Origin of the sequence: Lawsonibacter sp. LCP25S3_E2 (assembly GCF_052117285.1) — a bacterium.
Classification (GTDB): Bacteria; Bacillota; Clostridia; order Oscillospirales; family Oscillospiraceae; genus Lawsonibacter.
Window position 1 is genome coordinate 1 of the sequence record NZ_JBQKJL010000004.1, and the last position, 13117, is coordinate 13117.

A 13117-nucleotide genomic window follows, 5' to 3' on the forward strand; every position below is an offset into this window, starting at 1 on the left:
AGAATACCGGGCGGACACAAATAGTATCAATCCAGTATCAAGAGCAGTATGGACGGGCAAAAAAGCCTGTATTCATGCGGGTTTTCGCCGTTTCGAGCGTCATTCCCACTCAATGGTGCCGGTGGGCTTGGGCGTCAAATCAAAGAGCACCCGGTTGACTCCCTTCACCTCAGCGGTGATGCGGGCAGTGATGTGCTGGAGCAGCTCAAAGGGCACGTTCTCCACGGTGGCGGTCATAGCGTCCACAGTGTTCACCGCACGGATGATCACCGGCCATTCGTCCGCCCGCACGCCATCCCGGACGCCCACGCTCTTGATGTCGGGAATGGCGGTAAAGTACTGCCACACCTTCCCCTCCAGGCCATTTTTGGCAAACTCCTCCCGGAGAATGGCATCGGACTCCCGCACCGCCTCCAGCCGGTCTCGGGTAATGGCGCCCAAGCAGCGCACACCCAGTCCGGGGCCGGGGAAGGGCTGACGGTAGACCATGGAATCCGGCAGGCCCAGGGCCTTACCGCACGCCCGGACCTCGTCCTTAAAGAGCATCTTCAAAGGCTCCACCAGGGCAAAGTCCAGGTCCTCGGGCAGGCCGCCCACATTATGGTGGGACTTCACTGCCTTCACCGTCTTGGTGCCGGACTCGATGATGTCGGGGTAAATGGTACCCTGCCCCAGGAACTTGATACCGTCCAGCTTCCGGGCCTCCTCCTCAAAGACGCGGATAAATTCCCCGCCGATGATCTTGCGCTTGCTCTCCGGATCGCTTACACCCGCCAGCTTGTCCAGGAAGCGGTCCACCGCGTCCACATAAATGAGGTTGGCATCCATCTCATCCCGGAATACTTTCACCACCTGCTCAGGCTCCCCCTTGCGGAGAAGACCGTGGTTCACATGGACACAGGTCAGCTGCTTGCCGATGGCCTTGATCAGCAGGGCGGCCACCACAGAGGAGTCCACACCGCCGCTGAGGGCCAGCAGCACCTTCTGATCTCCCACCTGCCGGCGGATCAGCTCCACCTGGTCGGCAATGAAGTTTTCCATGTTCCAGTTGGCCTCAGCCCCGCAGACACCAAAAATGAAGTTGGACAGGGCCTCTTTCCGCTCCTCTGCCTTCTCAGGCCAAGGAGCATCCCCCTTGTGGTCCACCATCAACACAGGCACTGGGGCGTTGTAAATGCCTTGGGCCACATCGATCTCCACACCGTCTACCACCCGGTTGGGACCGCCGTTGAGAATCACGCCCTTCACGCCGGGCAGAGCAGCAAGCTCCTCAGGGGTGATGTCATGGGGGTGGATCTCAGAATAGACACCCAGCGCCCGGATTTCCCGAGCCAGACGGGGGTTCTCCTCGCTGCCCAGGTCAAGGACCACGATCATATCCTGCTTCATTGGGGGACTGCCTCCTTTAATCTATCTTTTGAAACTATATGGAATATATCTCTTCTCCCGGATGACGGCTTCCCGCACCGGGCTTTCTGATTTATTTTACCACAGGCCACGCCTTCACCGCAAGAAGGTGCTCAAAATTCCACACCACGCCGGGCTCGGATTCCCTGCGTAAAAGGGTGACGCTCCCCATCCATCCGGGTGATATAGTCCGCCGCCGTCCTCATCCAGGGCGCGGGTTCCCGGCCGGTGAGGACCACCTCCCGGCCTGCCGGACGGGACAGCACCGCCTCTTTCAGCAGTTTTTCTTCTACAAGGCCGGTCCGGCAGGCTCCGCAGGCCTCATCCAGCACCAGCAGGTCACAGGGTTCCTTCAAAGCCGCTTCCAACAGAGCGGTCTGGGCTTTGTAAGTCTCCCGCTGTTCCTGCTCCGTCTGCATCCAAGAAAACTTCATCGGCCCGGCTCCGGAATAGATCTTTGCCCCCATCCTCTTCAACGGCTCCAGTTCCCCACTGCGTCCATCCTTTAAAAACTGCACGACCGTAACCCGGAACCCCTGTCCCAGGGCCCGCAGAACTAGTCCCATAGCCGCTGTGGTCTTACCCTTGCCCGTTCCATAATAGAGATGGACCAGACCCTTGTTCTGTTTTCCTTCTTCCATTCAGCCCTGTTCCTCCAGAGAAAACGCCTCTCCAAAATATTCCTTCACAAAGTCCACGTCCTCTACCTGGAAGGTCCGGCCGTTCAGGTGCTCCAGAGGCCCGGCATCCGTGGTAAAGCGAAAGGTAAGCTTGTAGGAATAGAGCGCCTGGCCATGACGGCCGTACTTTCGGTTGTCCCGCTCATTGCCATACTTCCCATCCCCCACCAGAGGGTGGCCGGCAGCGGCAAACTGGGCCCGGATCTGGTGGGTGCGCCCGGTAATGAGGTCACACTCCACCAGAGACAGGCCGTTTTTCACTGCAAGGGTCTGATACACTGTAACAGCGGTCTTGGCTCCGGGCTCGGGGCGGGAACGGACATAGACCTGCTTTTTCACTTCGTCTTTAAAAATATAGCCCTTTAGCTGTCCCGCTGGGGGCTCCATTTTGCCCTTGACCACACAGAGATAATACTTGTTGAGCTCCCGATCCTTGATCTTCTGGTTCATGATCCGCAGACCTTCGGCGGTCTTAGCGGCAATGACAATGCCCCCAGTGTTGCGGTCAATGCGGTTACACAGGGCGGGGGCAAAGGAATTTTCCCAGTAGGGGGACCACTCCTTCTTTTGATAGAGATAGGCCTGAATGTGGGTGAGCAGCGTGTTGATCCGCTCGTTCTCATCCGGATGGACCACCATGCCGGGACGCTTGTCCAGAAGCATGATATGCTCGTCCTCATAGAGAATGTTCAGCTTTGGCTGATAAAGGGAGAGAAAGGCATTTTCCGGAGTGGGCTTTTCAAAAAACTCGTCATTGATATAAAGCTGAAGCACATCTCCCACATTGAGCCGTACATCCCGCTTTGAGCCCTTTCCATTCACCTTTACCCGCTTTAGACGGATATACTTCTGGGCCAAAGGGGCGGGCAGCACAGGCAGGGTCTTGGCCAGCCAGCGGTCCAGCCGCTGTCCAGCGTCGTTTTTTCCAATGACAAATTCCTTCATTCTTTCTCTGCCTCCCCTTCACTCCGGCTATCCAAACTATTTCACCATACCCGCCCCCCTCCTGTCAATAAATTTCGTGGATAAATTTGTGAAAAGTATTTGACAATCGGAGGACTTTTCTTTATAATACTCTCCGTACCATTCTGCGAGTATGGGGGCACACCCCAGGGAGGACAACCATGCGCCTGGATCTGCGCGATATTATCCACGTTCCGGACGCCCGGAAAGACTTCCAATTTCAGCTGGATCTATCCCAGCTGGATTTCTACGGGTCTAACCCCATCGCCCACCCCGTCCTGGCCGAGGGCAGCGTGACCAACCACGCCGGCGCTCTGGTGCTGGAGGGTACGGCAAGCTCTCTTCTGGAGCTGCACTGCGACCGCTGCGGGAAAGCCTTTTCCCGGGAAAAAACAGTGGCGCTGGACAGTCTGGTGGCCCAGGAGCTGGAGGATGAAGAGAACGACGACATCCTTCTGCTGGAGGGCACAGAGCTTGACCTGGACGAAGCGGTCACCACAGCTTTCGTGCTCGCGATGGATACCAAAAACCTTTGCTCAGACGACTGCAAAGGGCTGTGCGCCAAGTGCGGAGCCGACCTGAACAACGGCCCCTGCGGGTGCAGACCTGACGTAGATCCAAGACTGGCGGCCCTTGCGCAGCTGTTGGATAACAAAGCTGAGTGAGTACTCGAAGTGCCCCACGGCACAACCGAAGGAGGTGTCACCCATGGCGGTTCCCAAGGGAAAAGTATCTAAGGCCCGTCGCGACAAGCGGCGCAGCTCCCACTGGAAGCTGGAGACTCCCGGTATCGTGACCTGCCCCAAGTGCGGGGCTTACCGGCTGCCTCACCGTATGTGCAAAAATTGTCTGACCTATAACGGCCGTACCTTCGGTAAGGTCGAGGCTCCTGCCCAGGCTCAGCAGTAATGCCACATGAAAAAACCCGCTGCGGTTCGTCCGCGGCGGGTTTTTTTATTCCTATGGAAGCTGAATCTGCTTATAAAAATCCAGGGTACGAAACCCCCGCTCCAACTGGGTATGTACGTAGGCCTCTCCCGCATCGCAAAGCAGCTTCCGCCCCTCTCCCTCCAGCTGGAAGGAGAACAACCGCTTCGGATCTCCATGGGCAATGTACGCCAGAGCGGCCAGAGCCTCCAAATTCAAGGGCATGGAAATTCCATCCCCCACCTCATCCCGGCACTGGGCACAGTGAAGCACCCCCTCCTTCAGGTGGAACTGAGGTTTCTCCGGAGGAGTACGGCCACAGATGGCACAGCCGTCAAAGAGGGGTTCATACCCCGCCAAACACATGGCGCGCCACTCAAAGGCCGTTTTGATCAGTGCCAATGGCTTTTGGGGCATTTTATCCAAGGCATGCAGACTATTGAGGGTAAGAGAAAGAAGCTCCGGGCTGGGCAGCTCCTCCACCGACAGCGCCTCTGCCACCTCGGCAAAGTAGCAGCCCAGTGCAAAGCGCTCCAGGTCCTCCCGCACCCCCTGAAACAGGCGCAGGCTCTCCCCCTCCTTCACCGACCAGCGGCCCTGGTAGTCGTAGAGCACCAGCTCCGACCAAGCCAAAAGCTGACAGGAAGCGGCAATGGGACTGCCCTTTTTCCGGCAGCCCCGGGCGGAGACGGTGATCTTCCCCAGCTCCTGGGTGAGCAAGGTCAGGATTTTATCCGACTCCTTATAATCCACCGACCGCAGCACCAATGCCTTTGTCTTGGTGTGCATGGCCTCACCCCCCAGTTGCTAAACTTCCTCTCTTCGGGAACGGAACGCCGTTCTGGCCGGCAACTCCCGCTCCATCTGCTCCTCCATGCGCTGCCCGGCAATGGCCAAATAGGCCTCGGGCAGGCCGGTTTTCCAAAAGAAACGCCAAAGTCCCCGCTCATCCATCTCTGCATCCTCCTGCCTTTCTGCCCTTAGGCTGGCAGGAGAAGCGGAATGTTATGAGCGGTAATTTTTTCAGTCCTGCCTACGATCAAAAAAGCGGCACAGCCACTTTTTCGAGAAGGCTGCCGCTGGCCAGGTCAGTCCTGCTTATATCCGAAGTTCTGGATGGCTGCAGGGTTGTCCCGCCAATTTTCTTTTACCTTTACCCAGGTCTGGAGATACACCTTCGTGCCCATGAACCGCTCCATGTCCTGGCGAGCCAGGGTGGACACCTTCTTGAGCATGGCGCCACCCTTACCGATGATAATGCCCTTATGGCTGTTTTTCTCGCAGTAGATGGTGGCCTCCACCTCGATGACCTCGTCGTCCCGCTCAGCAAACCGGGTGATCTCCACAGCGGTGCCATGGGGGATCTCCTTGTCCAGGCAGAGCAGAAGCTTTTCTCTTAAAATCTCCGCCATCATCTGCCGCTCCGGCTGGTCGGAGGTCATGTCATCCGGGAAGAGTTGGGGACCCTCGGGCAGGTACTGCTCCAGCACATCCAGCAGCTCCTCCACCCCCTGTCCAGTTTTGGCGGAGATGGGCACTACCGCATCAAAGTCGCAGGCCTGGCTGTAAAGTTCCATGACCTCCAGCAGCTTTTCCTTCTGCTCCAGGGTGTCTGCTTTGTTGATCGCCAGCACCGCCGGGCAGCCCAGGGTCTTCATGCGCTCCATAAGCTGCCGCTCCGGCTCTCCGATGTTGGCAATAGGCTCCACCACCAGAAGCACCGCATCCACATCAGACACCGACTGCTTCACCACATCCACCATATAGTCCCCCAGCCGGGTACGGGCCTTGTGCAGGCCTGGCGTGTCCACAAAGACAAATTGGCTCTCTCCACGGGTGCGGATACCGCAGATCCGGTTGCGGGTGGTCTGGGGCTTGTTGGTGACGATGGCTACCTTCTCCCCCACAAAGGCGTTGGTAAGGGTGGACTTGCCCACATTGGGCCGTCCGCAGATGGTAATGATGCCGGATTTCTTAACAGTTGACATAATTGTTCCTCGCTTTCTTTCCGGGTACGAGCAATTTCCCGCTCTTCTTATTTGACAACTTTCTTCCAGATGATCAGGCTCAGGGCCAGGGCCCCGGCAATGGCCGCCGCCATGGCGGCAAACTCCCCAAGGGTAATGCCCAGCCGCTCCTCTTCCTCCGCAATGGGCTCTTCCTCAATGGGGACCAACTTGATTTTCATGGCGCTCATGGCGACACTTCCTTTCCTCTCTGCCTCATTCTTCCCGGACAATGCCCAGCTTACCAAGAATAGCCTCTTCCCTTGCCCGCATCTGCCGTTTCTGGGGTCCCTCATCCAAATGATCGTAACCCAGCAGGTGGAGCACCGAATGGACCCCCAAATAGCAGATTTCCCGCTCCAGACTGTGGCCGTATTCCTCCGCCTGGGCCTGGGCCCGCTCCAGGGAGATCATCATGTCCCCCAGCAGCACCTTGTCCGTATCCGGATCAGCCCAGTCTGCCTGGGGCTTCTCCCCAGGGGTCAAGTCGAACATAGGGAAGGAAAGTACGTCTGTAGGGGCGTCCACACCCCGCATATCCAGGTTGGTCTGGTGGATGCCCTCATTGTCGGTGATGCACACCTCAATGATACAGGGCACCCCCACCCCTTCCTCATCCAAAGCGGCCAGGATGGCCTCCCGCAGGCGGTCCTGCACCGGCTGAGGGGTCTCCACTTCCGTTTCCAGATAAATTTCATGGTCCATGGGATGTTCACCTGTCTTTCTTTTCCATGGTTCAGATGAAACCATTATATCGGCCTGTGGGATTTTTTCAAGTATATTTTCCCCTACAGGCAAGCAAACTATCAGAAAAACGCTGGCAAAATGAGGTGCTTTTATGACCACAAAAAAGCTGGGTGCCCAGACCGCTGTACTGGCCAATCCCCCCACTCTGGCCGCCTGGGCCAATGTAGTGGGCAAAAAGGAGGGGGAGGGCCCCTTGGCCGCTACCTTCGACTATATCGACACGGACGACACTTTTGGGGAATCCACCTGGGAGAAATCAGAGAGCGCTATGCAAAAGCAGGCCCTCGGGCTGGCCCTCAACAAGGCGGGACAGGCAGCTTCCAAACTGGACTGGCTTTTTGCCGGGGACCTTCTTAACCAGTGTATCGGCTCCTCCTACGCCGCCCGAGGCCAGCAGGTCCCCTTCCTGGGCCTCTATGGGGCCTGCTCCACCATGGGAGAGGGATTGGCTCTGGCCTCTATGACCTTGGACGGGGGCTTTGGGGAATGGGCAGGGGTCGTGGTATCCTCCCACTTCTGCACCGCGGAACGCCAGTACCGCACACCGCTGGAATACGGCGGGCAGCGTACGCCTACCGCCCAGTGGACGGTCACCGGCTCCGGGGCCGCCATTTTGGCCCGTGAGGGCGAGGGTCCCTATATCACCCACGTGACCGTAGGCAAGATTGTGGACAAAGGCATCACCGACACCAACAATATGGGAGCCGCCATGGCCCCGGCAGCCTGTGACACCATCTCCGCCCACTTTCAGGACACTGGACGCAAGCCCTCGGACTATGACCTCATCGTCACCGGGGACCTGGGCACGTTAGGCAGCGAGCTTCTGCTGGAGCTGCTGCGCCGGGATGGGATTCAGCTATCCAATCACATGGACTGCGGAGCGCTGATTTTTGACCTAAAAAAGCAGGACGTCCATTGCGGCGGCTCCGGGTGCGGGTGCTGTGCGTCAGTTCTCACCGGCTATTTGCTGGGCGGCATGAAGGCGGGCAAGTGGCAGAACATCCTCTTCTGTCCCACCGGGGCTCTCCACTCCCCCACCTCCGCCTTTCAGGGGGAGTCCGTGCCCGGCATCTGTCACGCCATTGCCATCTCAAACAAAACGTAGGAGGCCTATATGGAGTATTTAAACGCGTTTCTGTGTGGTGGTATCCTGTGTCTCATCGGCCAGATACTCATTGACCGCACCAGCCTCACCCCCGCCAAAATTCTGGTGTGCTACGTCACTGCCGGGGTCATTCTCAGCGGTGTGGGGCTCTACCAACACCTGGCCGACTGGGGCGGCGCGGGAGCCACGGTGCCCCTCACCGGCTTTGGCCATCTGCTGGCCAAGGGGGTCAAAAAGGCCGTGGGGGAGCAGGGGCTGCTGGGAGCCTTCACCGGAGGCTCCACAGCTGCGGCAGGAGGCATTACCGCGGCTATTTTCTTTGGTTTTCTGGTGGCACTTGTGGGAAAATCCCATCCGAAACGTTAAAAAATGGACCGCAGATGCGGTCCATTTTTCTTATTCCTTGTTCCCGTGGGGGGTAAGCTGAATTTCCTCCAGGCGCATGAGATCGACGTTTTCCGTAATGCTTTCGATAATTCCCGAGGAAACATACTGCTTGGCCTGGCGGATGGCATTCTGGATGGCATAGGCGTCAGAAGAACCGTGGGCCTTGATGACTGGCTTGGCAATGCCCACCAGGGCAGTGCCGCCTACCTCACTGGAGTCCATGATCTTCTTGATGTTCCGGATGCCCCCGGATACCATCACGGCAGCCAGCTTGGTAAAGAGGTTCTTGGTGAACATCTTCTTGATTTCCCGAGCCAGGAAGAGACCTGTCCCCTCCATAGTTTTCAGGAAAATATTGCCGGAATAGCCGTCGGAGACGATCACGTCCACCGCACCTTCCACAGCCTCTCGGGCCTCAATGTTGCCCACAAAGTTGATCCGTCCCTCATCGGCGGCCTTCTTCAGCATGGGGTAGACCGTGGTCTGAAGCGAGGTACCCTTGGTAGGCTCCACTCCAATATTCAAAAGACCCACCTTTGGCTCCGGGCGGCCCAGCACATGCTCAGCGTAATAGGAACCCATGTAGGCGAATTGGAGCAGGTACTCAGGGGGGCACTCCGCGTTAGCGCCGCAGTCGATGAGCACCGCGCCTCCGTTCCCGGTGGGCACTACAGGGGCCAGCGCCGCCCTGCGGATGCCCTTGATGCGCTTGACCAGCAGCGTGGCGCCGCCCAGTAGAGCTCCGGTGGAACCGGCGGAAACAAAAGCGTCTCCCGCCCCGGATTTCAGCAGGTTGAGGCCCACAGTGAGAGAGGAGTCCTTCTTCTCCCGGAAGGCGGTGGCTGGGTTGTCGCACATCTCAACCACCTCGCTGGCATGGGCGATCTCCACTCCGGCGGGCAGATCACTGATGCCGTTGTCGGCCAGAGTTTTCAGAATATCCTCCCCCCGGCCCACCAGGATGATGTCCACTCCATACTCCCGGTTGGCCTGGATGGCACCCATGACCGGGGCCTTAGGGGCGTTGTCGCCGCCCATGGCATCTACGATAATCTTCATGGCTCTCCTTCTTTCTTATCCATCACGGCGATATTCGCCTCTCCTCTTCAAGCCAGGTCCAGCTTGTCCAGCGCCTCCAGAGCCCGTTTGGAAATCTCCGCGTTTTTGTTGCGCTTGCCCTTCACCCGGTAACCCAACTGGGGAATGAGGCCGAAGTTTACGTTCATCGGTTGGAAGTTTACCACACTTTGGTCACTAATGTAAAGAGCCATTGCCCCAATCGCCGTTTCTTTGGGGAAATTGACAGGATCTTTCCCTGTCAGACGGCGGGAAAGCTCCATAGCGGCCAGGCACCCAGAGGCAGTGGACTCCACATAGCCCTCCACCCCGGTGATCTGCCCGGCAAACATGATCCGCTCATTGCCCTTCACCCGGTAGTACCGGTCCAGCAGCCGGGGAGAGTCCAGGAAGGTATTCCGGTGCATGACGCCGTAGCGGATGTACTCAGCATTCTTGAGGGCGGGGATCATGGAAAATACCCGCTTCTGCTCCGGCCAGCGCAGGTGGGTCTGGAACCCCACAATATTATAAATGCTGCCCTGGGCGTTATCCTTCCGCAGCTGCACCACGGCAAAGGGCTCCTTCCCCGTCTTCGGGTCCTTGAGCCCCACAGGCTTCAACGGTCCATAGCACAGGGTGTCCCGGCCCCGGCGGGCCATGACCTCCACGGGCATACAGCCCTCAAAGACGCCCGCATCCTCAAAGCCGTGGACCTCCGCCTCCTGGGCGGTGGTCAGTTCCTTCCAGAAGGCATCGTACTCCTCCTCCGTCAGGGGGCAGTTGATGTAATCCGGGGTGCCCCGGTCATACCGGGAGGCAAACCAGGCGCTGTCCATATCGATGCTTTCAAAGGTCACCAGCGGGGCGGCCGCGTCAAAGAAATTCAAGTACTTGCTGTCGGGAAAGAGCTTGGCGATTGCCTCCGACAGGGCCTCAGAAGTAAGCGGGCCGGTGGCAATGATCACGTTTCCCTCCGGAGGGATCTCTGTCACTTCCCCCTCCACCACGGTGATATTAGGGTGGTTTTTGATTTTCTCAGTAATGGCGGCGGCAAAGGCATGGCGGTCCACCGCCAGGGCTCCCCCCGCCTCCACCCGGTGGCTGTCAGCACATTCCATAATAAGCGAGCCGCAGCGGCGCAATTCCTCCTTCAGCAGGCCCACAGCGTTTTCCAGCTGATCGGAGCGCAGGGAGTTGGAACACACCAGCTCCCCGAAGTACTCCGTATGGTGGGCGGGAGACATTTTCTGCGGCTTCATCTCCCGCAGCTCTACGGGAATGCCCCGCCGGGCCAGCTGCCAGGCGGCCTCGCTGCCCGCCAGACCAGCTCCAATGACAATGACAGGTTCCATGTTGTCCCTCACTTCTCCTCGCCCTCAGCCGCCGCTTTTTTGGCGGTGGTCTTCTTGGCGGCGGTGGTTTTCTTCGCAGTACTCTTGGCGGCGGTCTTCTTGGCCGTCGTCTTTTTAGCGGCAGTTTTGGCCGCCGTCTTTTTCGTGGTCTTCTTCTCGGCGGTCTCCTCGGCGGCAGCCTTCTTTGTGGTCTTTTTGGCAGTTGCCTTTTTGGCGGGCTTTTTCTCCTCTGCCTTCTCCTCCGCTGCTTCCGCGGAGGCGGCGGGCTTCTTCCAGCCGCCCCGTTTCTCCTCGGGGGTAAAGTTGGAGCAGGCCTCATTGATACAGTAGGGTTTTTTCGCTCCCTTGCCCGGCTTTTTGAACATAGTCCAGCCGCAAATGGGACAGTTATCCTTCACAGGCACGTCCCAGGTCATAAAGTCGCACTTGGTGCTCTCGTCCTTGCTGCTGGCCCGCTCACAGCAGTAGTAGGTGTACTGCTTGCCGGTCTTTTTGCTCTTGCCCGTACGCTTGAAGAGCCGTCCCCCGCACTTGGGGCACTTGCCAGGCATTTCCACCACCAGAGGCATGGTAAAATCACACTCAGGCCATCCGGGACAGGCCAGGAAACGGCCAAATCGCCCGGACTTGATGACCAGGTTCCGGCCGCACTGGGGGCAAATTTCCTCCGACACCTCGTCGGGGACCTTAATGCGCTCCCCATCCAGTTCCTTTTCCGCCTTTTGAAGCTCCGCCTCAAAGTCGTCGTAGAACTCCTGGAGCAGGGCCTTCCAGTCGGTGTCGCCCTCCTCCACCTTGTCCAGACGCTGCTCCATCTGCGCCGTGAAGTCATAGTCCACAATGTCCTTGAACTTGTCCTTCATAAGGCCCGTGACCACCTCTCCCAGAGGGGTGGGACGCAGGGCCTTGCCCTCCTTTACCACATACTCCCGGTTGAGAATGGTGGTAATGGTAGGAGCGTAAGTGGAGGGGCGGCCGATACCCTGCTCCTCCAGGGCCCGGATGAGGCTGGCCTCCGAATACCGGGCGGGGGGCTGGGTAAAGTGCTGGGCCTTGTCCATAGCCTTGCCCGTCAGAGGTTCGCCCTCTTTCAGGTCGGGGAGGGGGGAGGTGCGCTCCTCCTCTTCCTCGTCCTTGCCCTCCTCGTACACGGCGGTAAAGCCGGAGAACTTCAGGCTGGAGTGGCTGGCGCGGAAGATATAGCCGCTGTTTTCCACGTCAATGGAGAGGCTGTCATAGACCGCGTTTGCCATCTGGCAGGCCAGGAAGCGGCTCCAAATGAGCTTATAGAGCTTAAACTGCTCGCCCGTCAAATCCTTTTTGATCTCCTCAGGCACCAGACTTACGTCAGAGGGACGGATGGCCTCGTGGGCGTCCTGGGCATTCCCCTTAGCCTTGAAGCGCCGGGGCTGGGCGGGACAGTAGTCGGCGCCGTAGCGGGTGCCGATAAAGCCCCGTGCAGCGGAGATGGCCTCCTCAGACAGGCGCAGGGAGTCGGTACGCATATAGGTGATGAGACCCACGGCCCCCAAACCGGTGAGCTCCACGCCCTCATAGAGCTGCTGGGCGATGGACATGGTCCGGGCAGGAGACATATTGAGCTTCCGGCTGGCCTCCTGCTGGAGGGTGGAGGTGGTAAAGGGCGGGGCGGGCTGGCGGTTTTTCTCCTGCCGTTTCACCTTGGCCACCGACCAGGCTCCCTTGGCCACCGTGTCGATGACATTCTGGGCCTCCTCCTGGCTATGAAGCTCCATTTTCTTCTCTTTGCCATAGAACTGAGCCTTGAAGGAACCCTGGTTGGGGCTCACCCGCTCCAGCTGGGCCTCCACGGTCCAGTACTCCTGGGGGACAAAGGCCCGGATCTCCTCCTCCCGTTCCACGACAAGTCGGGTGGCCACCGACTGGACCCGTCCGGCGGACAGGCCGCGGCGGATCTTCCGCCACAGCAGCGGGGAGAGCTGATAGCCCACGATCCGGTCCAGAATCCGCCGGGCCTGCTGGGCATTGACCAGGTTCTGGTCAATGGCGCGGGGAGCGGCAATGGAGTGCTGGACCACGTTTTTGGTGATCTCGTTGAAGGTCACCCGGTAGGTTTTGTCATCGGGAATCCCCAAAAGCTCCTTCAGGTGCCAGGAGATCGCCTCTCCCTCCCGGTCAGGGTCGGTGGCCAGATAGACCTTATCGCTGCGCTTAGCGGCCTTTTTCAGGTCGCTGATCACGTCCTCCTTTCCCTTGATAGGCTGATAATCAGGGAGGAAGCCGTGCTCAATGTCCACGCTCAGCTTGCTTTTGGGCAGGTCACGGACATGGCCCATGGAAGCCACGACCTCATAGCCCGGCCCCAGGTATTTGCCAATTGTTTTCGCCTTGGATGGGGACTCCACAATCACTAAGTCGGTTTTGTTCGCTGCTTTTGCCACTTTGGAAACCTCCAGAGATGATAATCATTAAACTCCCATGTGGGATGCATATGCTTGGATGAAA

15 protein-coding genes are annotated in these 13117 nt (G+C 58.5%); 4 read left to right on the forward strand and 11 right to left on the reverse strand.

Features of this window, described 5'->3' with window-relative positions; all coding sequences use genetic code 11:
- Positions 1 to 99: 99 nt before the first annotated feature.
- The 3 genes from guaA to ACTQ3R_RS04875 all read right to left on the reverse strand — a co-directional run bounded on the left by guaA (position 100) and on the right by ACTQ3R_RS04875 (position 3032).
- A complete protein-coding gene (gene guaA / locus ACTQ3R_RS04865) occupies positions 100 to 1389 on the reverse strand; it encodes a glutamine-hydrolyzing GMP synthase (protein WP_441779098.1) in 1290 nt (429 codons plus the stop codon).
- A gap of 131 nt (positions 1390 to 1520) precedes the next feature.
- Entirely contained in the window at positions 1521 to 2048 is a 528-nt protein-coding gene (locus tag ACTQ3R_RS04870) for a cob(I)yrinic acid a,c-diamide adenosyltransferase (protein WP_441779097.1), read from the reverse strand.
- The gene (locus ACTQ3R_RS04875) at positions 2049 to 3032 is read right to left on the reverse strand and encodes an RluA family pseudouridine synthase (RefSeq protein ID WP_441779096.1); all 984 of its coding nucleotides are present in this window, start codon (positions 3030 to 3032) and stop codon (positions 2049 to 2051) included.
- Positions 3033 to 3211: 179 nt separating this feature from the next.
- Between ACTQ3R_RS04875 and ACTQ3R_RS04880 the strand changes: the two genes are divergently transcribed.
- A complete protein-coding gene (locus ACTQ3R_RS04880; protein ID WP_441779095.1) occupies positions 3212 to 3715 on the forward strand; it encodes a YceD family protein in 504 nt (167 codons plus the stop codon).
- A 43-nt stretch (positions 3716 to 3758) separates the two neighbouring features.
- Positions 3759 to 3959 carry a 50S ribosomal protein L32 gene (gene rpmF / locus ACTQ3R_RS04885; RefSeq protein ID WP_441779094.1) on the forward strand — a complete coding sequence of 67 codons (201 nt, stop codon included), beginning with the start codon at positions 3759 to 3761 and terminating at the stop codon, positions 3957 to 3959.
- A 51-nt stretch (positions 3960 to 4010) separates the two neighbouring features.
- Here rpmF and recO read toward each other — a convergent pair whose 3' ends face one another.
- From recO to ybeY, 5 genes are all read right to left on the reverse strand, one after another.
- Positions 4011 to 4766 carry a DNA repair protein RecO gene (gene recO, locus ACTQ3R_RS04890; protein ID WP_441779093.1) on the reverse strand — a complete coding sequence of 252 codons (756 nt, stop codon included), beginning with the start codon at positions 4764 to 4766 and terminating at the stop codon, positions 4011 to 4013.
- Positions 4767 to 4784: 18 nt separating this feature from the next.
- Positions 4785 to 4931, reverse strand: coding sequence for a hypothetical protein (locus ACTQ3R_RS04895; RefSeq protein WP_441779092.1), 147 nt, complete (start codon positions 4929 to 4931; stop codon positions 4785 to 4787).
- 134 nt (positions 4932 to 5065) lie between these two features.
- Positions 5066 to 5965 carry a GTPase Era gene (era, locus tag ACTQ3R_RS04900; protein WP_441779091.1) on the reverse strand — a complete coding sequence of 300 codons (900 nt, stop codon included), beginning with the start codon at positions 5963 to 5965 and terminating at the stop codon, positions 5066 to 5068.
- A gap of 47 nt (positions 5966 to 6012) precedes the next feature.
- On the reverse strand, positions 6013 to 6174 hold the full coding sequence (locus tag ACTQ3R_RS04905) for a hypothetical protein (protein WP_441779090.1): 162 nt from the start codon (positions 6172 to 6174) through the stop codon (positions 6013 to 6015).
- A gap of 25 nt (positions 6175 to 6199) precedes the next feature.
- Complete coding sequence (gene ybeY / locus ACTQ3R_RS04910) at positions 6200 to 6688, reverse strand: rRNA maturation RNase YbeY (RefSeq protein WP_441779089.1); 489 nt, start codon at positions 6686 to 6688, stop codon at positions 6200 to 6202.
- Between the two features lie 133 nt (positions 6689 to 6821).
- Here ybeY and spoVAD point away from each other — a divergent pair, with 133 nt between their 5' ends.
- Both spoVAD and spoVAE read left to right on the forward strand, forming a co-directional pair.
- Positions 6822 to 7835, forward strand: coding sequence for a stage V sporulation protein AD (spoVAD, locus tag ACTQ3R_RS04915; RefSeq protein WP_441779088.1), 1014 nt, complete (start codon positions 6822 to 6824; stop codon positions 7833 to 7835).
- Between the two features lie 9 nt (positions 7836 to 7844).
- Positions 7845 to 8201 carry a stage V sporulation protein AE gene (gene spoVAE / locus ACTQ3R_RS04920; protein ID WP_441779087.1) on the forward strand — a complete coding sequence of 119 codons (357 nt, stop codon included), beginning with the start codon at positions 7845 to 7847 and terminating at the stop codon, positions 8199 to 8201.
- Positions 8202 to 8231: 30 nt separating this feature from the next.
- On the opposite strand, the gene plsX is transcribed toward spoVAE, so the two are convergent.
- Genes plsX through topA form a run of 3 tightly spaced genes read right to left on the reverse strand, consistent with a single transcriptional unit; the run spans position 8232 to position 13053 of the window.
- Positions 8232 to 9281 carry a phosphate acyltransferase PlsX gene (plsX, locus tag ACTQ3R_RS04925; RefSeq protein WP_441779086.1) on the reverse strand — a complete coding sequence of 350 codons (1050 nt, stop codon included), beginning with the start codon at positions 9279 to 9281 and terminating at the stop codon, positions 8232 to 8234.
- A 47-nt stretch (positions 9282 to 9328) separates the two neighbouring features.
- Positions 9329 to 10633, reverse strand: a complete 1305-nt coding sequence (gene trmFO / locus ACTQ3R_RS04930; RefSeq protein WP_441779085.1) for a methylenetetrahydrofolate--tRNA-(uracil(54)-C(5))-methyltransferase (FADH(2)-oxidizing) TrmFO — start codon at positions 10631 to 10633, stop codon at positions 9329 to 9331.
- Positions 10634 to 10641: 8 nt separating this feature from the next.
- Entirely contained in the window at positions 10642 to 13053 is a 2412-nt protein-coding gene (gene topA, locus ACTQ3R_RS04935; protein WP_441779084.1) for a type I DNA topoisomerase, read from the reverse strand.
- Positions 13054 to 13117: the final 64 nt, after the last annotated feature.

Bases quoted from the DNA above. Each gene is read 5' to 3' on its own strand.
- guaA (WP_441779098.1), bottom strand. From the start codon at position 1,389: ATGAAGCAGGATATGATCGTGGTCCTTGACCTGGGCAGCGAGGAGAAC.
- ACTQ3R_RS04870 (WP_441779097.1), bottom strand. From the start codon at position 2,048: ATGGAAGAAGGAAAACAGAACAAGGGTCTGGTCCATCTCTATTATGGA.
- ACTQ3R_RS04875 (WP_441779096.1), bottom strand. From the start codon at position 3,032: ATGAAGGAATTTGTCATTGGAAAAAACGACGCTGGACAGCGGCTGGAC.
- ACTQ3R_RS04880 (WP_441779095.1), top strand. From the start codon at position 3,212: ATGCGCCTGGATCTGCGCGATATTATCCACGTTCCGGACGCCCGGAAA.
- rpmF (WP_441779094.1), top strand. From the start codon at position 3,759: ATGGCGGTTCCCAAGGGAAAAGTATCTAAGGCCCGTCGCGACAAGCGG.
- recO (WP_441779093.1), bottom strand. From the start codon at position 4,766: ATGCACACCAAGACAAAGGCATTGGTGCTGCGGTCGGTGGATTATAAG.
- ACTQ3R_RS04895 (WP_441779092.1), bottom strand. From the start codon at position 4,931: ATGGATGAGCGGGGACTTTGGCGTTTCTTTTGGAAAACCGGCCTGCCC.
- era (WP_441779091.1), bottom strand. From the start codon at position 5,965: ATGTCAACTGTTAAGAAATCCGGCATCATTACCATCTGCGGACGGCCC.
- ACTQ3R_RS04905 (WP_441779090.1), bottom strand. From the start codon at position 6,174: ATGAGCGCCATGAAAATCAAGTTGGTCCCCATTGAGGAAGAGCCCATT.
- ybeY (WP_441779089.1), bottom strand. From the start codon at position 6,688: ATGGACCATGAAATTTATCTGGAAACGGAAGTGGAGACCCCTCAGCCG.
- spoVAD (WP_441779088.1), top strand. From the start codon at position 6,822: ATGACCACAAAAAAGCTGGGTGCCCAGACCGCTGTACTGGCCAATCCC.
- spoVAE (WP_441779087.1), top strand. From the start codon at position 7,845: ATGGAGTATTTAAACGCGTTTCTGTGTGGTGGTATCCTGTGTCTCATC.
- plsX (WP_441779086.1), bottom strand. From the start codon at position 9,281: ATGAAGATTATCGTAGATGCCATGGGCGGCGACAACGCCCCTAAGGCC.
- trmFO (WP_441779085.1), bottom strand. From the start codon at position 10,633: ATGGAACCTGTCATTGTCATTGGAGCTGGTCTGGCGGGCAGCGAGGCC.